Consider the following 25,767-nt stretch of genomic DNA (forward strand, 5'->3'; position numbering starts at 1 on the left):
AGGCAGCGCCTCAGCGCCGCCGGCAAGTTCACAGCTTAATTAATTTGAGTTTTTGGGATATTGCCTTCGTCCGGCTCGGAATTGACTGCACGCACCGCTTGCTGCGGGGTTTGCGCCTTTTGCGCATTGCTCAGCGCTTGCAACACCTGCTGCGTAGGGCCAAATGCATTGACGGTGCCGTTCACTAACAGCAATAGCTTGCTGGTCATCGACAGCAAGTTGGTACGGTGAGTAATCAGAATCACCGTTTTATTACGCTGTTTAAGGAACAGTATTGCCTGATTCAGCGCTTTTTCACCGGCATCATCAAGATTGGAATTAGGCTCGTCCAGTACGACCAGGGACGGATCGCCATACAGTGCGCGCGCCAAACCAATACGTTGTTTTTGCCCGCCGGATAATCCCGCCCCACCGCTGCCGATGATCGTGTCATAACCGTTTGGAAAACGGAGTATCAGCTCATGCACGCCGGCCAGTTTAGCGGCCTCGATGACCTTTTCTGCGTCCAGTTCGTTAAACCGCGCGATATTTTCGGCGATAGTGCCACCGAACAACTCAATATCCTGCGGTAAATAACCGATATAGGGCCCCAGTTCGTCTTTGTTCCATTGGTATATGTCGGCATTATCGAGCCGCACGATACCCTCGCTAACCGGCCAGATACCGACGAGCAAACGCGCCAGCGTTGACTTACCGGAAGCACTTGGGCCGATAATCCCCAACACATCACCCGGTTGAATGGCAAAGCTGACATTATGTAATACCGTATCCGCCTTCGATCCCGGAGGTGTGGCCGTCACCCCTTCAACAGAGACAATCCCTTCCGGCCGTGGCAAGGACATACCCATACCGCGCGGTGGGTGCTTATCCAGCAATTTCACCAATCGCTGATAGGATAATTTGGCCGAGCTCCAGCTTTTCCAGACGTTAATGACCTGCTCGATAGGAGCAAGCGTACGCCCCATCAGAATCGAGCCGGCAATCATCATGCCCGGAGTGATGTGGCCGTCAATCGCCAACCAGCCGCCCAACCCCAGCACGAGAGACTGTAGAGAAAGGCGAACGAACTTAGTGATTGAGGTTACGGTAGTAGCGCGCTCACTGGCTATACGCTGACTATTCAAGAAACGCTGATGCAGGTTAAACCATCGGCCTTTTAAGTTCGGCAACATGCCTAATGCTTCGATCACTTCGGCATTACGCAAATTGGTACTTGCCAAGCTTGAGGACATGATCGAGAGCTTGCTAGCTTCAGCCAGGGGCTTTTTCGATACCATCTCGTTGACCACGGCGAGCGCGATCAGCAGTAGTGAACCAACCAGCGCGAACAGACCCAACCAAGGGTTAAACAGGAAAATCACCAGCAGATAAATCGGGAACCAGGGTGCATCGAAAAAAGCAAATAACGCGCTGCCCGTCAGAAACTGCCGTACGGTGGTCAAATCACCGAGCATTTGCCCTGCGTCAGAGGAACCATTTTTGAGATTAGACTCATACGCAGCGGTGTAAACCCGTGTATTTAATCGCATATCCAATTGGCTGCCGATGCGAATCACCACCATGCTGCGCACATACTCCAGCAACGCCATCATGCCGAACATTCCCAGCATAATCAGCGTCAACATCAGCAACGTGATCTCATTGCGTGATGGGAGCACCCGGTCATACACCTGGAGCATATAGATTGAAGGAACAAGCATTAACAAATTAATAAATGCGGTGAATATGCCAACGGTCCAAAAGACTTTGGTTCGTGTCCGTATAACATCCGCAATTTCATTACGCGGTATAAATTGATTCACTTTCTGCCCTTACATCATGTGCACTGTCAGCCCAATCCGCATCAATTACTTCTAAGGAAATTCTTAAAAAATAATGAAAATAAAGAAAATCCTAAAGAAGACTCCCCAAACATGCTCGAGACTGCAGATACTTTTTTTAACTATAGGTAGAGAAAGCACATATCAGCAAGGTAGAACACGAAAAAAAACCAGCGAAGTGGTGCCAACTAAAATCAAAAAAAACAACAAGATAAAAGACATGAAGAACATAAGGGGAATTGCGGCGGAAAGGAATAACGTATAGATAATGATGCCGATCACAAATTAAAAAAAACGGGGAGAATATCCTCCCCGTATTATTTAATAGATAACAGTTTCTTTAGAAACTATTACCCTGCAGTGCTTACACTCATGCGTAATGCAGATTGCTTACCAATTGCTGATGGTTTTGGCCCGTCAGGTAGATGACGGTGTCATTAGCATCCAATGTGTGGTTATTGTTATTATCAATAATCACATAGGAGTCAGCATTATTGCCCGTACCGCTGAACACCACTGACGCCACCCCCACTTTAGCAGTGAGTGAGTTCGGGTTGCTTAGGCCGAGAATACCGCCCAGCAGCCCTACAACACCGGTAGTCAAACCGCCAACCAGTGATCCCAGCAACGCGTCTAAGGTATCAGCTGAGCGTGTACCATAATCGGCAACTGATGTCCCGGTATTGGACAGAGTCAAACCAGATGCGGCATCGACAATCTTATCCTTCGCGGTACTGAAGTCAGTAATGGTAACGCCTGCCTGGGTATTACTGGACTTGAGGTCGTACGTATTTGCACCTGCACCGCCAGTCAACGTAGTATTGCCCAATATGTTGAAACTATCCGCAGTTGTCGAACCTTCAACCGTCAGTTGGTAACCATTCAAGCCCAGAGTATTCAGCAGTGGGGTTAACAGCGCAGTAGTTACTGCACTCAATGGCAGAGCATTCAGCAGTTGCACGATGATACCATCACCGGTACCCGCATGGCTTGAATCAAGATTCAGGCCACCGGTATTGGTGGACGCATTGATATCACGCACATTGCTGAAGCCGGCAGCTACAGCTAAATTCAGAGCATGGTCACCTGTGACATTGATCGTCTGAACCTGTGCGTTGGTACCCGCCAGAGACATAATGTTGCTAAACGAACCCGTACCGCCAGAAGCGATATTTACCGTACCCAACGCAGTACCCAGCAATGCGCTACTGCTGCTGTTCAAGCTGATAGCACCCGCATTCACGTTCGCAGAACTCACCGCATCAAAGTTAATATTGAAATGGTCAGTCGCATTCTGGACAAAAGTGAAGCTCAAGGTACTTACAGAGGTTGCATCCCCTTTTACTTCCAATTGTGCAGCGGTGCCGCCAGCAGCGTTAATTACACTGGCATTGGCCAAACCGGAAATAACAAAGCCCTGTGCGCCCAAGTTGGTCGCCGCAGCACCTTGAGTCACGGTCCCTCCAGTTGTCCCTTCAACCGTAGCTGTCCCATTGGTTAAACCAAAATCGAAGACATGTATCGGCGTCGTTACACTGGTCGTAGTCGGTGAACCAATCAATGGCGTGGTAATCAGGGTACCAACAGATTTACCAATATAACCCGTCAGGTCAATCTGCTCGAAATTCGAGAAGTTATTAGCGTTACTGGTTACAGCACTGGTACGAATACCCAAAGCGTTTTGGTTAGTCACCACAGATTTGGTGATAAAGTTGGCGGAAATGGAGTCGGTCCCCGAACCACCGTTCGCCGTAATGGCTGTAGAGACGGTATTGGCACCGTTTGATACGCCATTACCAGCCCACTGCAGGCTGTCGTTGCCGGCTCCCAAGTTAAACTTAGCTGTACCAGTGGCGATATTTGCAGTTGAAGTAACAACCACATCATCTGAACCAGAGCTGGCGTTCAGAATGACATTACCGTTGTTTACGGTAATATCTACACCCGGGTTAACGCCATTGTCAGACAGGTTAACCGTAGCTGCGCTGGTACCGTTAATGGTTAGGTTTGCCAGATGATCGGCAAACTTCAGATTAACGACGCTGGCTGCGTTAGCGTTTAATTGCACGTCAGTCAATACTGCAGTTTCTGCATTACTAATCTGGTGTGAGAGTCCGTTATTAATAGTCCCCGTAGCATTGCCGCCAGAAGCCGTTGCCGTCAATGCCGCAGCAGTTTTATATACCAGACTTGTACCAATTGCGTACTCATATGCATGTTGAGCGGTTACAGTGGGTGCATCGGTAGCAGTCGAGTTACGCAGGTCATTAATAATAGCTTGAGTAATAACGGATTTATTTGACCCCAAGGCGTTATAAGTTGCAAGCTGTGCTGCAGTTGCGTTAACACCATACACACCATTAAAAATGTGTTGGATGAACGCATCCCCAGTCAAATTTGCCCCTTTTTGCTGAAACTCAGAGGAACCCAGTAAGTTCTGAATCAACATTGAGAAGGACTTGCCTGGTTGCAATAAGTAACTAGTCCAATAATTCAAACCACTCGCATCGGCAGCACGATATGGTGCAGCAAGGTATACAGAAGCAACCTGCTCTTGGCTGGCAAGTGCAACACTCCATTGATTCCACGCAGCCGTTCCGTAGTTATTAAACAACAACGCATCGACGTGATTGTCAAAGTTAGTTTGTGCCGTCAGATTGATGCTGTCATATTGTTTATAATTTAATAAGTTATCTATGGCTCCGTATATGGCATTATTTAACGTGGTAGTCCCCAAGATACCCTGAAGAACGCTGTCAGCCGGCGCGGTGCCATAAACCTTGGTATAAACCGTTCTTAAAATATCCAGCGACGAACTTGAGCCATAGAGCGCTTGCCCTTCCGCTGAAGCTAAAAGGTTACCGATGTATGTTTGCTGCGTTATTTGCCCCGTACGGATTTGGCCAGCATCAGCATCAAAAGCCGTTGGACTGGTAAAAGTTGTACGCCCTAAAACAGCATAAAGTATAGCTGCCACTTCTTTCTGGTACAGGAGAACTTGAGAAGCCATAAGTATATCCTCAAAATTAAAAATTAATTTCAGATATCAAAAGTTTATAAAAATACAAAAAAGAGACATGCGAATACATGCAAGATAAGGAAAGTTCAAAAATTCAAAACTGTCAAACAACAGTGGAAAACTTCAAGCAATAAAAAAAATCAGCACAAAAAACCAAAAAATAAAACAAAGAATACATAAACATAGAATTGAATGACAAAAAAGAGCATTACTAACAAAACCAATGATTTCAGATGAAACTATAACAATGAGAACTTTCAGTCACTAACATGAACAAATACCAAAAGACTTAAACCAAAAAATCAATCAACAAATTTTCTACAATTTTCTATCAGCGCTGAAGAATACTTCAAATGTCTATCACCACTACTTATAATCGTATTACAATTTACTCTGTCGCCAGGAAATATAAAATTAGCTACACCCTCTCCTTTACTGTCAACGTCTATTCTGTTTAATAACTCTAGTAGACCATCAAATCTGCAGTTGTCAATTTTATTTCTGAACCCCCCATTAATAAAAATCACAGGTGTACCCATAGCCAGGCAAGGTAATGCAGTGTGGATTCGCGAGGTGACAACCAACTTAGCGGAGGACAATTTTAACAAAAAATCATGAGCCATTTTAAGGCCATCACCGAATGAAATATAAGGAACTATTTGAGTTATAAACTTAGCTTTACTCATCAAATCCTTATCAAAATATTTATTTATAACTTTCATTCGATGACTAAATTCAAGAACACGTCCATTCAATATACGTTTAGCAAAACGCAAAGGCTGCCTAGTAAGTTCAGATAATGTTAAGGAATCATACATCACATCCACAAAATAAACATCGTCTGTACGGTTTACTTTTTTATAAGATTCTCCCAATGTCAATGTCATACATCCAGAATAATATGCTGGGATATTATACTTAGCTAAGAGGTTAACAGTATAGTGATCTCGGCATCCAATCGGTGAGAACAATTTTAAATGGGCAATTGTCTCTGTGGAAAAAAACTTATCAGCAACCACTGAATTTATATGTATAGACGTGTAAAAAGGTTCAATATTTTTTGATGGGGGAAAATTTTCTGGTGAATCCATATACCAAGCATTCATTATCATTTTCACCGGTTCTCCATGATAATTACTCATATTATCCCTAGATATTGGGATTCCTGAGACAGGAAGAAACTGCTTGGCGGCAATAGTTTGAACATAATCGCCCAAATTGATCCACCCTCTCCTACGATAGAGATCACTTTCATACATCAAAAATCCATACATAGCACTCATAGTATCACCTTATATTTGGTTTTCTTTTCTTAAAAACTTTAAAAAAAAACTCCTATCACTGGCCTCAAGGACAAAACAAAAGAAAACTAGCGTCACAAAAAACAAGTTAAATATTGAAACGATAGCAAAAGATAAATAACCATCAAGAAGTAATGACTTTAAATAGAAACAACTCAACGCTGCGAGGACGGCAATAGCCAACAACTTACCAAAGTCTTTGAGTAAGTATGAATTCAGGTGTTTCATAGGAAAAATACTACCGACCCACAGAACACGAAAAACAAGCAATATTAAAGAACACAATATTCTTATTGAAAATGAAAGATAAATTGAGAATCCCATAGAAAAAGAAACGAACATAAGAAAAACAGAAATAATCATAATAATGGAAATAAAAATCTGGTAACGCTTAAGTTCGCCCTTAGCATATATTGCCGTAACAAAAGGATTCGAAAAGGAGTCAATAAATGCATATGCAACTGAAATTTGCATAAGATGTGCGAGATAATAAGGTACATCCCCCAACCAAGCCCTAGCCACAAGTTCTGCATAAATAAAAACTGGGACACCGGAAATAATAATAACGAATGCACTTAGTTTACAGGAGAGAGAAATCATGCCATGAAGTTCATCAGTATTACCGACAGAGCAGTTTTTTATAATCTGAGGAGTAAAGGCCATTTGTAGAGAACCTACTACTCTATTAAATGCGTTAAGAACTTGCTCAGCTAACCACATCGAGGCATTTGCAATTAACCCTACAAAATAATAGGCAAAGAATGCCATTGATTGGGATACAGATACAACGCTGAATGCCCCCAACAAAGGCCATCGTGTAAACAACAACATCTCTTTGAATAGAGAAAAATCGCATTTCCTATTAAATAGCAGCTTATATATTGACATATCCCTTGAGCAAAAATAAAAATAAAAATAAAAAACCAATATATAACCAAATAGCAAAAATAACGAATATGAAACAATCTTATTCTGAAAATAAAATGATGTGAATAGGAAAACCATTAACCACCGTTGAAAGGCGTCAAAGACTCCGATTCTTGCAAAGATAGACATTTTCTCAACTGCAAGTATGTACCCCATAAAAGGGGTCTGCATAATCTGAATAAGTAGCGTCGCAATAGTAATTTGGTACACTAAGAAAATGTCATAACTATTTACTGTTGAAGACTTCACCTGTGAAAGAATAAACCACAAGCCCAGTGATTCACTCAAAATAAAAACAAACACACATACAGAAAAGTACATTATAATAATACAACTAAATGTATCTTCAATCTTTTTATTATCGTTCTTGGCTATTTCAATGGTCAGGTATCGTTGGGTAGATAATGAAAAAACATTCTGGACAAATGAAAACAAGATAATAACACTACTTATCAGACTATAAAGCCCAAAATCGGAGACTCCAAGGGAGTCTAAAACCATACGAGAAGTATACAAAGTCACAAGCATCAATATAATAGTTCTGCTATATAAAGAGAAAGAATTAGTCAGAACTCTTTTTTTATTACTCACCCCCCCTCCTTACAGAATCCAAAATAATAAAAAACATTAAATTTGTATTCTCATACTAGCGACTTAATATATAAGATGAAAATTACTCACTAACCATGCCAACTGAGTTATTTTTTACGAACGACTCTTCAATTTTCTTCCGTAACTCACTCGCCTCAAACTCTGCACTACCTATATCATATAGTGAGCCACTTGCTAAATAATGAGTCATACCATCTCTGGCAGGAGAGATTACTGGGATATTTCTTGCTAAAGATTCGAGCATTATCAATGGAACTCCTTCATATCGGGAGGGAACCACGATAAAATCAATGTCTTGAGAAAACTCCCATACATCTTCTTTCCATCCGAAGAAAGTAACAGCAATATTTTCACCGAGACTATTCGCCATATCTCGTAACCTATCGAGATCCGGGCCGTCACCAAACACTCTCAATTCCACCGGAAAATTTATATTTCTCAATGCATTCATTAAAATATCTTGTCCTTTTTGTCTAAAGAGGACTCTCCCGGCCATAATTATTTTTATCTTATTACGCGAGGGAGTAAACGTGTACCCCACACCTCTAATTTCATCAATCGCAGGTCTGGCAACAAAGTTCTCCAAAACCCTGACCATTGCTTTTTTATTCTTAGAAATTATTTCATCAGCTGTAGCATCACAAATAGTAAAGAAACAATTACAATTTCGATATGCAAACTTCGCAAAAAAATCCTTGATCCCTGGCGCCCAACTTTTCATCTTTTTAAAGCTATGAGTATAAGGAAGATAACTTATGATATTATTCATTCTTAAGACCTTCCCAACATTGATGAATACAGCACCAAATTCAATATCACCCTGAATAATAAATGTAAAGTTAAAATTTTTATTCACTTTCAATAGAAAACTTGCCGCATTAAAGAAATGCCTAAAATTTAAAAATGCATGGATTATCTCCATGTTGTTATGGCGAATATCATGAAACTCGTAATTTATAGATGAATACTCCAACAGAGCCGCCAACTTGTAATTATTTAGAGGAATATAGCATGTTATCAAAACGCCCCGTTTAGCATATCTATTTATATGGGCAAGCGTCATTAGTTCATGACCACCGAGGATAGATGCCGTAAAAATGATTGCGACTTTTTTTCCTTTTAACATACAACCTCGTAGACAGCTAAAGTTCATTAACAGCTCAGATAAAGTATAGCAACTGGGAGAAAATATTTTGAAGAATTATCGCAAAATGCATAAAGTCGTCAATTTGTATCTGAATAATTTTAGCGTTGGCTCACAAATTTAATTATTAATAAAAATTAAATAGAATAAAGAATTAAAACAAGAATAATTCGCAAGGGACGAAGCGTAAACTGAAGCCAGTTATGGGGAAGTATGTTATATTGAAATATGCACCAACGAAAAAGGCTATTGACGCATTGTGCATTACTGTGGCAAGTTCGACACAGAGTAAATGATAGCACTGTGAAACGACAAGAGTGGGGATAACTATACGGAGAGAATGCCATACTGACATTGTAATCTTAGCAAGATATGATATCTAGCCAAACTAAATATTTTGAGTATAAAAAAACCAAATCCCGACAGGTCGAAATTTGGCTCTCATAATCAGAAGCATAATCCTATCATTACTTAATTCTTTGCAACGCTATTAATTACCTCTTAGTATCACTATTGATTTCTTTTAAAGCGCCACTGAACTCTTTAGTTACCAATTTTTCTGACAAATCGTTATTTAAAATTCCGAAGTTATATTCCCGATTATTTTTATCAACACCATCATCGATAAAATCATACCACCAGACACCAGCCACATAATTCATTTTACTTGCTTCAGTCATATATTCATATGCATACCGTGCAACCTCAACCTCTGATAAGTTTGCACCGCCATTATATGCTGGATATCCAACTTCGGTAATATAAAATGGAATTTTCTTCCCTATTATCTGGCTCAATTCATCCTGGTAAAGGTCAATTCTCTTGAGATTAAAGCTTGGATCAGCAACTGTTCTATTTTGATAAGAATAAGGATGTAGGGAAATACCATCAATATAGTTGAGAATCCCCAACTTCACTAGCATGACCCCCCAATTTTTGTCGGCATTGTCGAGTGGATTAAAACCTCCAGCAATAACCATTGCTTTAGGGTTTTCTTTTTTAACAGCAAGAGAAGTTGCTTTAACTAGCTGAAAATACGCCTCTGCAGATGCCTCACCTACTGAATCTTGCGATTTTCCAGTGCGATGAGACCACTCATTCCAAACCTCAAAGATCTCCGCTTTACCTTTGAAGTGCCTCACAGTCCATGTTGCATAATTTACAAAGGCGTCTACCGCTTCTGGCGTGACAGGCTTACCACCACCGTAGTTCTTGTTTCCGTAATCCAATATTATCAACGGAGAAATACCATTTTCCTGAGCGATATTGATAATGCTATCCGTAGTATCTTTTGAACTAATCAATATCCCTTTTTGGTGTTCTACATTACTCCATGGGTAATCAGTCCTAAATGACTTTATATCATATTTCTTCATCAACATGATGAGTTCTTCTGCGCTACCTTTGAACTCGTTAGGATGAACGCCTACGCCAGGATAAAAAGCATATGTATACCCAAAACCAGTTACTGCGTAAATCGCAAACACCATGAAAATATGCACTAATTTTTTCATAGCGGCATCCTCTTAAATAATAGCTTGTTGAAAAATCCGATAGATATTCATCCATGGATGATGTCCTATGGCATATCAATATTCAATCATCTTTGCATCACTAAATGCCTTCCACTTCTCACTGACATAGGCCTCCATTTCTTGATGAAAACGTGAAACGGAAAAGCGCAATGCATTATCACGGCAGTCTTGCGGGAGGATCGAGTCACAAACACCTTCAAAACGTTCAATTGCCTCAACAACCGATGCAACCGTTTGTTTTTCAAAAAATATCCCTGTTGCCTTCGCCTCACCATATGGACGCACTGTTTCCAGGGAACCACCTTTCCCAAAGGCGATTACAGGCGTGCCACATGCTTGCGCTTCAACTGGCGTAATGCCAAAATCCTCCTCTGCAGCAAATACGAATGCTTTCGCCTTCTGCATACATTCAAGCATAACTTCATTAGACTGATACCCAAGGAGCTCGACATTATCTTTGGCCTTTGATTTAATTTTAGCCATTTCAGAGCCAGCACCGATTACAATCAATTTTTTATCCGGCATATGGCCAAACGCTTCAACGATTAAATCGATCCTTTTGTAGGGCACCATACGTGAAGCAGTAAAATAAAATTCTTCTTTATTTTCTTGGTAGGTAAAGCGTTCAACATCAACCGGTGGGTAAATGATATCAGAATCTCGACCATAGACTTTTTTAATCCTACGAGCGATAAATTTAGAGTTGGCAATAAAGTGATCAACGCCATTAGCGGTACGATAGTCCCACACTCTTATTTTATGTAAAATCCATCTTGCAAGATGCCCCTTCATTCCTCTATCCAGGCCGGCCTCTTTAAGATATTGATGTTGCAGATCCCAAGCATAGCGTATGGGTGAATGTACATAGCTAATATGCAATTGATCTGGCCCAGTCAAAATACCTTTCGCTACTGCATGGCTGCTGGATATAATCACATCGTGCGAGGACACGTCTAATTGTTCTATGGCGAAAGGCATCAGTGGCAGATATTTCTGATAAGCACTCTTCGCTTTAGGCAAATTTTGAATAAATGTCGTTTGCGCATACTTATCTTGGAACTTAGCACGAGCTTCATCAGATAAAAAATCGACGACAGAATATAAGTCAGCATTGGGGTATATATTAATAATCTCTTGAATAACTTTTTCTGCGCCTGCAAATGTAACAAGCCAGTCGGCAATAATACCAACATTCATTTGATTATCATTCATTTTATTTCCCTAGAATATCTTTTACAAAAACACGGATGCAATATTAAAATTTAAAGTTACTCCATACCACGTATCACATCATTTAACTTCTCTGCCGAGTTCGTCCAAGAAAATCTCTTTACATTATTAAAGCCAAGAGAAATTAATTCATCTCTTTTTTCTTGGTTTTTGATAAGTGTTTCCATTGAATTTATTATTTCCATCTCATTATCAGGAGAAAAATACAATGCACTGTCAGAAAGAACCTCTGGTAATGAAGCTCGATTAGATGATGCAACCGGGCACCCACATGCCTGGGCCTCTAGTGGGGGAATACCAAAACCCTCATAGAAAGAAGGGAATATGAATGCTAATGCATTGGAGTATAAATTAATAAGTTCCTCATCGGATACACGTCCTAGAAACTCTATTTCACTAGAATCACCAGGCTTAGTCATGGAAATTGACTCATTATTAGAGAAATTTTTATTCCAACCACCAATTATTTTTAACTTCACCCCATTTTCGTTTGGCATATGTTTAAAAGCACTAATTAGCCCATGAAAATTTTTGTGGAAATTTGAAGACGAAACAGCCAGTATGTAAGATTCTCTATCTACACTCTTATTTTTCGGCAAAAAATTACCGTTTGTTGAATTATAAATTACGTGTGTTTTATTTACATCATAGTTATAAGCAGAGCAAATTTCACCCTTGGAAAACTCACTAACGGTAATCAATGCCTTACTGGTCTTCAATATAATTGGGATTATTAAATTATAAAAAGTTCTGAATTTTAATGAATAACTATTAGGGTATTTTTTATAAGTAATATCATGATGAGTAACGATTTTATTCTTATAAAAAATAGGCGCCGTATTGCTTAAGTTAATCAATAACGAACCATTTTTATTTCTCAAATACTTAGGGAGATCGTATTGTTCCCAAATATGTCCCGAGTTCTTTCCGATTACTTCGATATTCTTAAGACCTGAAACTCTCGACGTACAAACACCCGGAGGACATAATATTGTTATATCTTGCCGAATTTTTTGCAGATGAACGGATATTTCCTCTGCAAAGCGCTGAACACCGGTGAGTTCTTGCGTGAGAAACCTTCCATTTATGTATATCAATTTTTGCAATTCCTCGGTGTTTTATCTATTTTACTAAGCTATTTAGTATGTCTGTCCAACGCCGTGTGATACTAGCGTGGCTAAAATTAGATTTAGCTATTTCCCTGCTATTCTCACTCATTCTGACTCGTAAATCGTCTTCATCAATGAGACGTGAGAGCTTTTCTATAAATGATTCTTTATCATCTTGAGAAATAATATAGCCATTATAACCATCTATAACAATGTCGCTGATCCCCGGTGCGCAATCATAACTGATTAAAGGCATACCATAGGCTGCAGCTTCAATCAAACACATGGGTAATCCCTCATATTTAGAAGTCAAAATCATAATCTCTGCTGAACTGATAACTTTCTCAATATTATTTGAGAAGCCATGCATAATAATAACATCGCTACAATTTTTGCTATTAATCAGCTCTGCTAATTTATTCTCATCAGGACCACTACCATAGATATGCAAAGTCCAACCATTCAACTTATTTCGTTTTTTTAGAAACTCAATTATCTCTATCGCATGAGATAATTGCTTTTGCTCTTCATCTACGCGACCCAGAAATAAAATTCGTTTATTACTATTATTGATTTTTTTATCGGGAAATTTAATAGCCGTACTATTTGGAACGTAAGTGGCATTATTAGCACTAAACTTTACATTATATTCATCTGCATCTCTTTTTGAGAGGAAAACCACTTCATCAATGAAAGAATGCTTTCTTCTCAAAAGATTCGAAGTTACCTTTCCAGTAAGATAATGGTCTAAAGAAAAGTGAACCATCAAAATCTTCTTATATTTTACATTTACAAAATCTATGTTTTTTATGCTGGTGTGGAAAACAACATCAGGTGACAACGATTCAATACAGGAACTTATTTTTCTTTTTAATAAAAGATCATGCAACCTATAAAATCTGTCATTATATTTTAGAAAAACAATATTAGGGAATACATAACTTATTCTTATTCCGTCAACCAGATTTAGTACTGACACAGTACCCGTCGTTTCTTTATAAAGACTGACTATTGTCACATCGTAGCCATTAAGTTGAAGTAGATTAGCCAACTCAATTGTTGCTTTCTCTGTCCCTCCAATCTTGTGAACACATTGAACAACCATAACTACTTTCATAACTGAACTCCAATCCCTGATAGGTTAAACAAGATAATAGAACAAATCCTTATTAAACCAAGGATAACTTTTCCATAACTCCATGCCCTCTAAGGCACCTCCACCGTAAAGCGGCCCTAATAGCAGTATCTTCAAAGCAAAAAATGCAATCAAAATCACTTTGAAAAGTAACGTCGCTCTATAAAATGAGATAAACATCAAAAAACCAGGGAGATACGAAACCATCAACATTAACATTCGATCTGATGCTAGAGGAAGTGGCAGGAATATCACATAAAGTGCTCCGCCAAAGAACAACAAACTATTCCATTTTTCGTTATTTTTAGATCGAAATAAGATGGCTCCACACCACATGATAACAAGGAATTTAAAAAATGAATCCAAGTTAAAACCGGATAAGTCTGTAGAAGCATAATAGTTAAACTTATAAGTGGCAGCGCCCAGTAAATTACTTCCTGTTATATATGAAAGGAATACCGTAAACAAAGAAACAAATGCCGCACAAACGATTAGCACCATGTATTTTCGAAATTTGTTATCCCCCATTAATACGATTATAACAAAAGACAATAAAACAGCGCTAAGATGCGAAAATATAGCTAACAAGAAAAACACAACAAAATATAACTTCTTTTTTTCAAACCAAAACGATACTGCATATAAGACAAATGCAGTCGAGATCATTTGCCTCATCAATTGTGTGCTACTAAAAAGAACAAATAATCCCAATGATGCTGCTACACATAAAGCTTTTTTATCACTATCAATGCCTTTCAAACCAAATTTTTCTAACCATATATAAAATAAAGTTAAGCAAAGCACTGTGACCGAAAAGAATACATAAACAGGATTTTCAATATTGAAAACAAACCCAATTATCTTGAAATATAACGGTAGAATAAACTCAATGCCACCAGAGAACTCATGATAAAAAATTGACCCCCCATCTTGCATTAGCTGATAGACAGAATAGTTTATATTGAAATCATCTCCGAGAACCACTAGAGCATTCCGAGATGAAGCAATAAAAGCTCCACTTATAATAGCAATAATGGCTACGTTGATTCTGAGGATTCTTAACGAGTAGCCTTGGATTGCTAAATACATTAATGAGCAGTAAAAACCTAGCAATGGAGAAAATGCCGCAATTCCCCATAACAAAAATGATCCTAAGAAAAATATCAGACTAGCATCTGTCTTTATCGTTCTACTTTCATATTCAGTTAACACTATCAGTCCTTTTTATCTAAAGAATTTAGTCTATCCGATAGTTTCTGCATCCGAATGTAACTGTACACTTTTCTAAGAACCACCAGCCGTTTTTTGAGATAAGACTTGAAAACCTGAGGAATAGTCTTACAAGATGTGTATTTTATGATTTCATGAATTGTGAATTTTTCGTTCTGTCCCAACTTAAAGTTCACATAGGCATTTTTCCTATGCTTCTCGCTCATAAGTTCTGAGTGTACTTTAATAAATTGTTCATAACCATTTTTAACTTTGCTGCTGGTAGAGATTCTTTTTTGTTCATGTTCCATATGCATAATATAGCTCACATGACCAACTCTGTATCCACTACCAAATTTATTACAAAGGCGAACCCAACAATCATAATCTTGCCAAGCGGGAAATGAAGTGTCAAAACCACCAATTTCTTTTAAATACTTTGTTTTTGTAAAAACTTGATTTCCAACAATATTTGAGCTCAGCAGTTCATCCAAACTTACTAGTCCAGGTCTAGTATAACCATAAGATGTTATTTCCTTCTCTCTCATTTCGATGCCACCGCAAACAAACGCATAGATATTGTCTGAGGAGCAAAAAAACTCATACAGCGTTTCTAAACGGTCTTTCAAAAACTCATCATCATCATCCAAACCGGTGACAAATTCCCCCTCAGCAGCGAATATACCTAAGTTTCGCGCCGCACACGCCCCCTTAGCCGTTTCATTTTTTAGATATTTAATGTTTGGGTGTTTTTCTCGAAGAGAAGCAACAACATCTTCTGTATTGTCAGATGAACCGTCATCACAGATTATTATTTCAACATTTTGATAAGTTTGATTCAAAACCGAGAAAACTGCTCTTTTAAGCATTTCGCTTCGATTGTGTGTTGGGATATATACTGAGATCAGCGGATTATTCATACTCTTTCTCTTAATTAAAATCAGGTCCTGACAAGAATCAGGACCTGATTAAAACGAACAGGATATTAATATCAGAAATTAAGTGTTTGATGACTTATAATCATATTGATAGTAACCATAATACCCCGATGCCTTCTTACGGACGGCATTTAGAATTACCCCTTTTATCTCAACTCCGCTCTGCTCGAAGCGACGTATGCTTACTTCAATTTCTTTCAGTGGCGTTACGTCAAAGCGCGCAACCATTAGCGATGTGCCCGCATGCTTGCCAATTATAGCGGCGTCAGTGACGGCCAAAATAGGAGGTGTATCTATTAATACGATGTCATATTTTTCTGAAACTGTTTTTAACAGTTGCTCAAAATTCTTATGCATCAATAATTCGGATGGATTCGGTGGCACCTGACCACGCCCCATAAAGTCTAACCCTTCAATTTTTGTTTTGAGTATAGCTTGCTCGACTGAGTCCTTACCTGAAAGAACAGATGACAACCCCTTGTCGTTCTTTCCCTCTGCAAAAAGTTTGTGCGAATAGCCTTTTCGTAAATCTCCATCAATAAAGAGAACCCGCAATCCACTTAGAGCAACAGTTGCAGCTAAGTTCGCGCATACAAACGTTTTACCGATACCAGGGCTAGCACCAGAGATAACAATAACGTTATTCTTCGCTTCCATCATGGCGAAGTGCAAGCTTGTCCGTAAACTTCGAATAGCCTCCATAGCTAAATCGGCAGGGTTTCCTACTGCAAGCAAAAAGTCGTTTCCAGCCTGATTTTTTGAAAATTTCTTTTTGGCCAGATTTTTCGTTGCTTGATTAACCTGCCATTCAGAAAGAGGAATACTCGCATAAACACTTATCCCGCTTTCTTCAAGCTGCTCAGCGCTTTCGATCCCACGGTGTAACAAACTCATGAGTACGACATAGCCAGATGATAGAATTAATCCAGCCATCATTGCTGCTAATACAAGAATCGTTTTCTTAGGTTTCACTGGCTTAGGTTGAGTTATCGCATTATCAATAATTCTAACATTACCAATAGTACTAGCTTTATTTATATTAAGCTCTTGTTGCTTGTTCAGCAACTGCATATAAACTTCCTGCCCAGACTGAACATCACGAGTTAATCTTAGAATTTCCTGCTGTGTCTTTGGCATACCACTGACACGCTTGTTCAATTTTTCTTTTTCGTTTTCTAACGTTTTTCTCTTTTCTAGAAGAGCTTTGTAGGCGGGATGTTCTTTCGTATAAAGTTTAGATATTTCAGCTTCACTAAATGTTAGCTGATTAAGCTGAGACTCAACAGATACCATCGTATCAAGTACAGATTTTGCTTCCAGAGATAAATCTACAGAATCATTTTGTTGACGGTAACTATTGAGTTTATTCTCTGAACTATCCAAATTTGCACGGATAATTGGTAACTGATCTTTCAAGAACTCTAGGCTTTTGGCTGCTTCTTCAGATTTTCGATCAACGTTCTGTCGCAAATAGTTTTGGCTAATGCCATCAACAACTTTACGAATCAAAATAGGGTCGGTTCCTGTTAGTGATATTTCTAACACCCCAGTTTCTTTCCCTTTATCTGAAACAGTCAAACGGTCTAATACATCATTAATAGCGGCTAAACGGCTATGTTTAACTATTTCAAAAATTGTTCCTTGTGGCGCATCGATACCACTAATTAATAAACTGACACCATTGCGTGATTCAAAATTATTCACAGTACCTTTAAATAAGGTATCGCCATTAGAGGATACTTCATAAGTGCTTTTATCAAGAATCGTCACCTTTAGTTCCTGATCGTTTTCCGACCATGATTCAGGTAGTGAGAGCCTTGAGATGGCGATATCCGCTGGTTTATCACCCTTAATCCGACTAAAACCTTTCCCAAATACTGGGAAATAATCTTGATTTACTTCAATATCAAGATTTAGATCATCCACTGTTTTCCCAATGACCATTCTTGATTGAATCAATTCTATTTCTGAAGCTGAAGCTGATGAATTTGTTGGTAACATTGATGAGATATCACTCAGTAATGAACTACCAGCATTTTTTTCTACTTGAACTAATGCATCTGCACGATAAATCGGTGTTGAAAACAACGCATACATAATACCAATTAAGGTTACGAAGGTTGTCACTGCACAAATTAACCACCGATTGTCAATTAAGGTAGCCATCAACCGAGTTATATCCAACTCACTCAAAACATCCGAAGATGGAACCGATTTCTTTTTATCTGACATAACTATTCCAATTCAGTTCTTTAACGCCGTAGCCCACAGCTTCGATGAAACTTCAAGTGATCGATAAACAAAGTCAAAAGCTTCTCGACTTTGTTTATATGGATCGGCTATTTCTCTATGATTATCCCAATGGCCGAAAAGCATAATTTTTCCTCTCATCTCTGGAATAATTTCACATACTGCTTCAATATGCTTCCTTTCCATTACAAGTAATAAATCATGATCTCTGCACATTTCTCTTGTTAGCTGCCGTGCAACGTGTCCTTCTAAACTTAATCCATGAGACTTTGCCACTTCTTCAGCACAGCTATCTGCAGCATGGCCAACAACCGCACTAATACCTGCTGAACGGATTATTTTCTCTGGCAATTCGCGTTGAAGTAACCGCTCCCCAGTCGGGGAGCGACAAATATTGCCAACGCATATAACTAAAACCGAATCAAACATTATAGAGCCTCTCAAACAACTACGGCCAGTTACGAATACGCAGTGAACCCTCGCTGAGGTCATTGAAGCCAGAAATTGTAGGGACTAACTGACTAATAACGCGATTCCAACGCACTACAGGCGCAGTTGTGACATACACAATGTCATAAGGTTGCAACTGGAATTCTGTCCCCATAACCATCGCTGCAGCATCTGAAGCATTAAGTTGGTAAATGTTCGCCAGTTTTTGGCCTTCTGCACCACGTAATGGGCGAATAACAAATACCCCTGTTGCATCAGCAAAACTTTGATCCATACCTTCTGCGTTACCCAATGCTTCTGTCAAAGTCATGCCACTACGATCCATTTTTAGCGTAGCCTGCTTTTTAACTTCCCCCATGACAAAGACTTTTAAATCATCATTGCGAGGTATATACAGAATATCCCCAGGATAGAGAAGATGATTTTGCGTTAAGTCGCCACGTTGCATCAGCGCCTGTAAAGAAATACGTTGCTCTCTGCCATTATGCGTCAATACCACATTACGCCAATCTGCATTTTCAGAGAGCCCTCCGGCAGCATTAACCGCATCCATAACTGTCAGTGGGACGTTTGTGATTGGCTGTTGTCCGGATTTAGCTACTTCGCCAGTGACATAAGTTTTTTGCGAACGGAATGCAGCGATACTGACATCAACTTGCGGACTTTCAATATATTGCGCCAGTCGGCTAGCGATCTCGTTGCGCACTTGGCCCATGCTCTTACCGACAACTTTTACCTTGCCGATGTAAGGATAAAAGATAGTGCCGTCAGAATTCACCCAGTTACCGGTATCACTAGCACTTCGGTACTGGCCAGCTGGCGTTGTTAGTTCCGGATGATCCCATACAGTAACCATCAACACGTCACCAACACCAATTCGATATTCATAATTCTGCAGTTCGCGCTCAAGTGAAGAATTTGATTGAGCAACGACCGGCTTAGGTCGCATTTTTTCAACGAGACTTGGCGTCATTGGATAAACATTTACCAACTTGTCGATATCGAAGTCACTATCCTGTTGTTTTACTATGTCTTTTCCACTTGTTGAAAGGTGAGATCCCGGCACCATCGTACAGCCGCTAACCACACTGATAGATACCAAGAGCGGTATCAGTTTCCATTGTTTTTTTGCCATCGAGTTATCATCACTATCAAAGTTAGAACGTTTGCGGTGCTAAGCCCCTGGCCAACCGTGGCGCTTATCGCGGCACTCAGCAAAATGGTTTGTCATCTGCCCAAACGCGTATGAAAATTCACATTCATTGAGCAAGTATTGAATTCTGATTTGCTAGTATAAAAATTACGTTGAGAGCATTATTGCATAATTATCAAAAAAAAGAGTATGTCTGTCTAAGTGCTCTTCTGTAAAACGTGCTTGAAGGGGCTAGTAAGCATGCGCTTAGCCAGCCCGCAGGAAATTTTCTTGGTTCTAATTATAAAGAAAGTTGCTCTGCCCACTCGCGAAACGCTTTACCCTGCGTGGGGTGGCGTAAACCATAGGTCACAAACGCCCGCAGATACCCCATTTTTTCACCGCAATTGAACGACTCACCCACCAGCTCTGTCGCCTCGACCGGTTTGTGTTTCAGTAATTCAGCAATAGCATCTGTCAGTTGAATGCGTCCCCACGCCCCTGGCTCTGTTTTTTCCAAGATCGGCCAAATATCAGCCGAGAGAACATAGCGCCCTACCGCGGAATAATTCGACTTCAACTGAACTTCACGACCTGGTTTTTCGATAATCGCAGTCATGCGAGAACTTTCACCCGGTTGCAGCTTGCTGGCTTCGCATTCAACTACCGAGTAATCATACAGCACATGCTCATCAGCAGCCTGAACCAACACCTGGCTCAATCCCGTCTGTTCAAAGCGAGAAATCATGTGTGGCAAATTATCTTTCTTCAAGTCTGCTTTTGCGTCGTCAAGCAAGACATCCGGCAACAAAACCACAAAGGGTGAATCCCCTACCAGGGGTTTGGCACAAAGCACCGCATGTCCCAAACCTTTTGGCTGCCCTTGACGAATATGCATCAGCGTGACGCCTTTTGGCGTAATTGACTGTACCTCTTCCAGCAACTGACGCTTCACGCGCGCTTCAAGCATCGCTTCCAATTCGAATGAGGTATCAAAGTGGTTTTCAATCGCGTTTTTCGAAGAATGCGTCACCAGGATGATTTCTTTGATCCCTGCAGCAACGCACTCATTAACGATATATTGAATCAACGGCCTATCGACGATCGGCAACATTTCTTTTGGGATGGCCTTGGTTGCCGGCAACATACGCATACCCAGGCCTGCAACAGGAATGACAGCTTTCAACTTGGTCATGATAATCCTCTTTCAATATTATGATCGTATATTCAGCCGCAACCATTACTTGCTATTTAGTGTCTGCTTCAACCATTGGGTAAAATCTTCACCCTCGGAGGAGTGACGCAAGCCATATTGCACAAACGCTTTCATGTAACCCAGCTTATCCCCACAGTCATGCGACTTGCCACTCATGTGAAAGGCCTCTACGGTTTGAGCATCCATCAACATGGCAATCGCATCGGTGAGCTGGATTTCATCACCCGCACCCGGCAACGTTTTTTCCAACAACGGCCAGATATCGGCGGACAGAACATAACGGCCCACTACAGCCAGATTGGATGGCGCGTCCTCACGGGCAGGTTTTTCCACTACCGCAGTCATAGGAGTACTCTCTCCTGCCGACAGCGTCGCACCACCACAGTCCACCACGCCGTATTTCGAAACATCCTGTTCCGGTACCGGTTCCACCATAACCTGGCTATAGCCAGTTTCAGTGAAACGTTGGATCATTTTGGCCAGGTTCTCTTTACGCAGATCGGCTGTCGAATCATCCAACAAGACATCCGGTAACAACACCACAAAAGGATCATCACCGACCATAGGTTTAGCGCATAGAACGGCATGGCCCAAGCCTTTTGCCTGACCTTGGCGCACTTGCATCACCGTCACATCGTCTGGGCAGATAGTCTGTACTTCTTCGAGAAGCTGGCGCTTAACACGTGACTCCAGAACTGCCTCGAGTTCAAAAGAGGTATCGAAGTGGTTTTCAATTGCATTCTTAGAGGAATGGGTAACCAATACAATATCTTTAATCCCAGCGGCCACGCACTCATTAACAATGTACTGAATCAATGGTTTATCGACCACCGGCAGCATTTCTTTAGGAATGGCTTTTGTCGCAGGCAACATACGGGTTCCCAGGCCAGCTACGGGGATCACAGCCTTCAGTCTCTTTTGCATGTTTTTCATCCACAATCAATAATTTTAACGTAGCCGAACTAAGCCTTATCCAGGACGCTTATGAAAACGGGAACAGAGTGGCGCAGACACGCTACCGCCCTTGGCTCTCAGCTACCAATGCACTGTCATCATTTTCTATGAAGCAATCAGGAATTGCCCAATCGCTTTTCAACGTAAATTCAAGGCGATGCTCTTTACTAAGAGACGCTCATGTCACATAAAAGCAAAAATAACTGCGCTTTTAAAACCAAACGATGATACTTGTAAATGTTTATGTGGCTAAGATTCTTATACTATTAACTTATCGATACAAGTCTAAGATACTTGCTGAGTACCCTTTTCAGATTAAGACTACCCATAGGCGGGAACTGAACAAAGTGTAGCAGGCTAAATCACATATAACTAATTGATATTTTTAAATTATATTTCCACCACTTCATGTACAATTAACCACTCCCCTTTTCTTGAGAGTCGTCCCTTTTGCATGAAAAAAACCCTCTGACCGCATAATCTCATCCGACGAGCCCGATGAGAGGGTGACTATTTATGCATTATTTTGGCTTAACCCCATCCTAGCTTAGATGCACATTGCCAAAGCAAGGTTTAAAAGTTGAATTTTCCCGCCTCAGCACCCATCATTCCCTTGCGGCATAAGCCGTCGAACTTACAGGTGAAATTGGGCGTATGGAATGGATCGCAGATCCAACAATTTGGGCCGGCCTGGCCACTTTGGTCGTGCTGGAAATCGTTCTGGGTATAGACAACCTTATCTTTATCGCCATTCTGGCGGAAAAACTACCAAAACATCAGAGGGATAAAGCCCGCGTCGTCGGCCTGTTGCTGGCGCTGTTGATGCGCTTGGCGCTGTTGGCGTCCATCTCATGGCTGGCCACGCTGACCCAACCGCTGTTCTTTGCCTCTGGGCACCCTTTCAGCGGCCGCGATCTGATTATGTTGGTCGGGGGTATCTTCCTGCTGTTCAAAGCCACCATGGAGTTGAACGAGCGGCTGGAGGGTAAAGATGAAGAACAACATGGTCCGCGCAAAGGCGCCCGTTTCTGGCCGGTTGTGGCACAAATCGTGGTACTGGATGCCGTATTCTCTCTCGATTCGGTGATCACCGCCGTCGGCATGGTCGATCACTTGGCAGTAATGATGATTGCAGTCTGTATCGCTATCGGGCTGATGCTGCTGGCCAGCAAGCCGCTAACGCGCTTTGTCAATGCCCACCCGACGATTGTCATCCTGTGCCTAAGCTTCTTGTTGATGATTGGTTTCAGCCTGGTTGCTGAAGGATTTGGCTACCATATCCCGAAAGGTTATCTGTATGCCGCCATTGGTTTCTCGGTGATGATTGAGGCCTTGAACCAACTGTCCCAGTTCAACCGACGTCGTTTTCTGTCAACGGTACGGCCGCTGCGAGAACGAACTGCGGAAGCGGTATTGCGTATGCTGAGTGGTAAACACGAAGAAGCGGAAGTGGACAGTCACTCCGCCAACCTGTTGGCCGATAGCACCAGTGAAAACGGTGAGATTTTCAATCGGCAGGAACGGCATATGATAGAACGGGTGTTAGGCATGGCTCAGCGTACGGTAAGCAGCATCATGACTTCACGCCACGATGTGGAATATCTTGAGCTGAATGACCCGCAAGAAAAGCTGACACAGCTACTTGAAAGAAATCAGCATACGCGCATTGTCGTGGTGGAGAACAGTGCCAGCGATGAACCGCTCGGGGTGATCCATACTATTGATGTACTGAAACAGCAACTGGCTCAGGCTCCGCTCGATTTACGTGCATTAATCCTTCAGCCGCTGATTTTCCCGGAGCAGTTAACCCTGCTGAGCGCGCTGGAGCAATTCCGCCAGGCACAGACGCACTTTGCCTTTGTCGTCGATGAGTTCGGTTCAGTTGAAGGCATTGTGACGCTAACGGACGTGATGGAAACCATTGCCGGTAACCTTCCGGAAGCCGGTGAAGAGGTCGATGCGCGGCATGACATTCAGCAAAATGCTGATGGCAGTTGGACCGCCAATGGTTATATGCCTCTGGAGGATTTGGTGTTGTATCTGCCACTTCCGCTGGAAGAGAGACGTGAATACCACACGTTGGCCGGCTTGCTGATGGAACACAGCCAACGTATTCCTCAAGAAGGCGAACAGTTACGCATTGGTGACTATCTGTTTGAACCACTGGAAGTCAGTAGCCACCGTATTTTGAAAGTGAAGATCACTCCGCTGTCAGTACCAGAGCCTGACTACGAGGTGTAACCAGGGGCCGGGCATCGCCCGGCCACCTGTTACAAATGCTGAGGAACCAGCAGCTCCGTCGCCACAATCACCACGATCAACCCAACAATCACCGGTACCGACGTACGTTTCACAACGTCGAACGGGGAGATTTTCGCCATGCCAGATACCGCCACCACCACACCGGAAACCGGTGACAACGTACGACCCAGATTCGACGCCTGCAGCATGGGGATCACCAAATACGCGGGATTTACCCCCATCTGAGCCGCCAGTTTAGGAATCAGTTCAACAAAAGCATAGAACGGCGCATTTCCCGAACCGGTAGTCATTGCCGCCAGCATGGTAATCACCACCAGCACCAGCATCATGATAATCCCGCCAGTACCAAACGACTGTGCCAAACTGATTAACCCGCTGATAAATCCAACGGTACTCAACCCTTGAGCGAATACGCCCGCAGCGACCAACAGCATCACCACACTGGCAAAAGCGTCCGCCATTCCCCGATAGGCCACTTCAAGACCGGTAAATACCTGTTTGGCACTGAAGCTGCGTAAGAACTCAATCACTGCCGCCAATAACATGCACCCCACCAATACAGTGATGATATGCAGTTCCGGCCCCCACTTGCCGTCAAACACCAGCACGCCGAGAATCGGTGTAAAAGGTAAAACAGCGTAAAACCCCGGTGCATGCGTAGTTATTTCACTCACATCCATAATGTGGTGCTGTTCGTTGTTCTTCTTGTCGAGGTAGCGTTGCCAGAAGAAGTGCGCAATGGCCATGCAGACAATCGCCGCAATGGATATCGGTAAGGTAGTTTTAAACGCGAAATCGACCAACGGCATTTCCGCAGCCTTAGCAGCCAGCACCACGTCACCAGAGGTAGGTGCAAGGATAATGGCAGCCGGTGAAGCACAGATAGCCGCCGCTGCGCCGCGGCTAATCCCCACGTTGACCATCAGCGGGAATAATGTGGCCATCAGCAGCACACCCAAACCGGTTGCAGAGGAGACAGCCAGTGACATCAGGCAAGCGACAAAATACGCTGCTACCATCAGAAGATAGGGGGAGTTGATCATCTGCAAGGGACGTGAGGCCAGCTTTACGACCACATCATTAGCACCAATGTGTGTCATATAAGCCGCAAACCCGCACAGCATCATGATCATCATGCCAAGATCGCCACCACGGCTCATCAGCAGGATCTTGACATATTCGATGATATCCGTCGTGCGCCACCCTGTAGATACTGCGCTGGCAGGCAACAGGCTCTTGCCCATCAAGGCACTGATGGCCAAGAGGAGCAGGCCGCCCACCATCAGAACTCCCGTCGCAGAGTAGCCTTTGATGATATAGCGCCCAACGCCCGCCGCAACGACCGCCCCGATCAGAAGTTCTATCATATTCCCTCAACTTATTGTTTTGACCATGCTGAAATGTAGAAATCACTTAACTGGGCACACTCTGCACAAACTCAGTTAAAGGCGTAATGATATCCGTCAAAGTTACAGGAGGAAATTATTAGGAAAGGGGAATACTCTGAGGGTGTCACAGAATATA

Annotated in this window: 18 protein-coding genes; 1 reads left to right on the forward strand and 17 read right to left on the reverse strand. The window is 41.8% G+C overall.

The window, feature by feature from the left end; genetic code table 11:
• Positions 1-35 precede the first annotated feature (35 nt).
• From AC2FC2_RS00985 to galU, 16 genes are all read right to left on the reverse strand, one after another.
• The gene (locus AC2FC2_RS00985; protein WP_490658558.1) at positions 36-1,802 is read right to left on the reverse strand and encodes a type I secretion system permease/ATPase; all 1,767 of its coding nucleotides are present in this window, start codon (positions 1,800-1,802) and stop codon (positions 36-38) included.
• A 388-nt stretch (positions 1,803-2,190) separates the two neighbouring features.
• A complete protein-coding gene (locus AC2FC2_RS00990) occupies positions 2,191-4,830 on the reverse strand; it encodes a beta strand repeat-containing protein (protein ID WP_490658559.1) in 2,640 nt (879 codons plus the stop codon).
• A gap of 311 nt (positions 4,831-5,141) precedes the next feature.
• Complete coding sequence (locus AC2FC2_RS00995) at positions 5,142-6,122, reverse strand: polysaccharide pyruvyl transferase family protein (RefSeq protein WP_490658560.1); 981 nt, start codon at positions 6,120-6,122, stop codon at positions 5,142-5,144.
• A 9-nt stretch (positions 6,123-6,131) separates the two neighbouring features.
• The gene (locus AC2FC2_RS01000; RefSeq protein WP_490658561.1) at positions 6,132-7,658 is read right to left on the reverse strand and encodes an MATE family efflux transporter; all 1,527 of its coding nucleotides are present in this window, start codon (positions 7,656-7,658) and stop codon (positions 6,132-6,134) included.
• Between the two features lie 82 nt (positions 7,659-7,740).
• Complete coding sequence (locus AC2FC2_RS01005; RefSeq protein ID WP_490658562.1) at positions 7,741-8,805, reverse strand: glycosyltransferase; 1,065 nt, start codon at positions 8,803-8,805, stop codon at positions 7,741-7,743.
• A gap of 512 nt (positions 8,806-9,317) precedes the next feature.
• Positions 9,318-10,337, reverse strand: a complete 1,020-nt coding sequence (locus tag AC2FC2_RS01010; protein ID WP_490658563.1) for a hypothetical protein — start codon at positions 10,335-10,337, stop codon at positions 9,318-9,320.
• Positions 10,338-10,412: 75 nt separating this feature from the next.
• Positions 10,413-11,570 carry a glycosyltransferase family 4 protein gene (locus AC2FC2_RS01015; RefSeq protein WP_490658564.1) on the reverse strand — a complete coding sequence of 386 codons (1,158 nt, stop codon included), beginning with the start codon at positions 11,568-11,570 and terminating at the stop codon, positions 10,413-10,415.
• Between the two features lie 56 nt (positions 11,571-11,626).
• Positions 11,627-12,685, reverse strand: coding sequence for a glycosyltransferase family 4 protein (locus AC2FC2_RS01020; RefSeq protein WP_490658565.1), 1,059 nt, complete (start codon positions 12,683-12,685; stop codon positions 11,627-11,629).
• 25 nt (positions 12,686-12,710) lie between these two features.
• Complete coding sequence (locus AC2FC2_RS01025; RefSeq protein ID WP_490658566.1) at positions 12,711-13,814, reverse strand: glycosyltransferase; 1,104 nt, start codon at positions 13,812-13,814, stop codon at positions 12,711-12,713.
• 24 nt (positions 13,815-13,838) lie between these two features.
• Positions 13,839-15,044 carry an EpsG family protein gene (locus AC2FC2_RS01030; RefSeq protein ID WP_490658567.1) on the reverse strand — a complete coding sequence of 402 codons (1,206 nt, stop codon included), beginning with the start codon at positions 15,042-15,044 and terminating at the stop codon, positions 13,839-13,841.
• Between the two features lie 2 nt (positions 15,045-15,046).
• Positions 15,047-15,961, reverse strand: a complete 915-nt coding sequence (locus AC2FC2_RS01035; protein ID WP_490658568.1) for a glycosyltransferase — start codon at positions 15,959-15,961, stop codon at positions 15,047-15,049.
• Between the two features lie 78 nt (positions 15,962-16,039).
• A complete protein-coding gene (wzc, locus tag AC2FC2_RS01040) occupies positions 16,040-18,211 on the reverse strand; it encodes a tyrosine-protein kinase Wzc (RefSeq protein WP_490658569.1) in 2,172 nt (723 codons plus the stop codon).
• Positions 18,212-18,223: 12 nt separating this feature from the next.
• Complete coding sequence (locus AC2FC2_RS01045; protein ID WP_490658570.1) at positions 18,224-18,658, reverse strand: arsenate reductase/protein-tyrosine-phosphatase family protein; 435 nt, start codon at positions 18,656-18,658, stop codon at positions 18,224-18,226.
• A gap of 19 nt (positions 18,659-18,677) precedes the next feature.
• Positions 18,678-19,814, reverse strand: coding sequence for a polysaccharide export protein (locus AC2FC2_RS01050; RefSeq protein ID WP_490658571.1), 1,137 nt, complete (start codon positions 19,812-19,814; stop codon positions 18,678-18,680).
• Positions 19,815-20,112: 298 nt separating this feature from the next.
• Complete coding sequence (locus tag AC2FC2_RS01055; RefSeq protein WP_490658572.1) at positions 20,113-21,006, reverse strand: UTP--glucose-1-phosphate uridylyltransferase; 894 nt, start codon at positions 21,004-21,006, stop codon at positions 20,113-20,115.
• Between the two features lie 45 nt (positions 21,007-21,051).
• Positions 21,052-21,951, reverse strand: a complete 900-nt coding sequence (galU, locus tag AC2FC2_RS01060; protein ID WP_490658573.1) for a UTP--glucose-1-phosphate uridylyltransferase GalU — start codon at positions 21,949-21,951, stop codon at positions 21,052-21,054.
• 684 nt (positions 21,952-22,635) lie between these two features.
• Here galU and AC2FC2_RS01065 point away from each other — a divergent pair.
• Positions 22,636-24,222, forward strand: a complete 1,587-nt coding sequence (locus AC2FC2_RS01065) for a TerC family protein (protein ID WP_265555313.1) — start codon at positions 22,636-22,638, stop codon at positions 24,220-24,222.
• 29 nt (positions 24,223-24,251) lie between these two features.
• Here AC2FC2_RS01065 and dcuC read toward each other — a convergent pair whose 3' ends face one another.
• Complete coding sequence (gene dcuC / locus AC2FC2_RS01070; RefSeq protein WP_490658574.1) at positions 24,252-25,610, reverse strand: anaerobic C4-dicarboxylate transporter DcuC; 1,359 nt, start codon at positions 25,608-25,610, stop codon at positions 24,252-24,254.
• Positions 25,611-25,767 lie beyond the last annotated feature (157 nt).

Source organism: Serratia sp. CoH_122_TC_1 (assembly GCF_058191755.1).

Bases quoted from the DNA above. Each gene is read 5' to 3' on its own strand.
- AC2FC2_RS01035 (WP_490658568.1), bottom strand. From the start codon at position 15,961: ATGAATAATCCGCTGATCTCAGTATATATCCCAACACACAATCGAAGC.
- AC2FC2_RS01055 (WP_490658572.1), bottom strand. From the start codon at position 21,006: ATGACCAAGTTGAAAGCTGTCATTCCTGTTGCAGGCCTGGGTATGCGT.
- AC2FC2_RS01065 (WP_265555313.1), top strand. From the start codon at position 22,636: ATGGAATGGATCGCAGATCCAACAATTTGGGCCGGCCTGGCCACTTTG.
- AC2FC2_RS01010 (WP_490658563.1), bottom strand. From the start codon at position 10,337: ATGAAAAAATTAGTGCATATTTTCATGGTGTTTGCGATTTACGCAGTA.
- wzc (WP_490658569.1), bottom strand. From the start codon at position 18,211: ATGTCAGATAAAAAGAAATCGGTTCCATCTTCGGATGTTTTGAGTGAG.
- galU (WP_490658573.1), bottom strand. From the start codon at position 21,951: ATGCAAAAGAGACTGAAGGCTGTGATCCCCGTAGCTGGCCTGGGAACC.
- AC2FC2_RS00995 (WP_490658560.1), bottom strand. From the start codon at position 6,122: ATGAGTGCTATGTATGGATTTTTGATGTATGAAAGTGATCTCTATCGT.
- AC2FC2_RS01005 (WP_490658562.1), bottom strand. From the start codon at position 8,805: ATGTTAAAAGGAAAAAAAGTCGCAATCATTTTTACGGCATCTATCCTC.
- dcuC (WP_490658574.1), bottom strand. From the start codon at position 25,610: ATGATAGAACTTCTGATCGGGGCGGTCGTTGCGGCGGGCGTTGGGCGC.
- AC2FC2_RS01045 (WP_490658570.1), bottom strand. From the start codon at position 18,658: ATGTTTGATTCGGTTTTAGTTATATGCGTTGGCAATATTTGTCGCTCC.
- AC2FC2_RS01025 (WP_490658566.1), bottom strand. From the start codon at position 13,814: ATGAAAGTAGTTATGGTTGTTCAATGTGTTCACAAGATTGGAGGGACA.
- AC2FC2_RS01015 (WP_490658564.1), bottom strand. From the start codon at position 11,570: ATGAATGATAATCAAATGAATGTTGGTATTATTGCCGACTGGCTTGTT.
- AC2FC2_RS01050 (WP_490658571.1), bottom strand. From the start codon at position 19,814: ATGGCAAAAAAACAATGGAAACTGATACCGCTCTTGGTATCTATCAGT.
- AC2FC2_RS00990 (WP_490658559.1), bottom strand. From the start codon at position 4,830: ATGGCTTCTCAAGTTCTCCTGTACCAGAAAGAAGTGGCAGCTATACTT.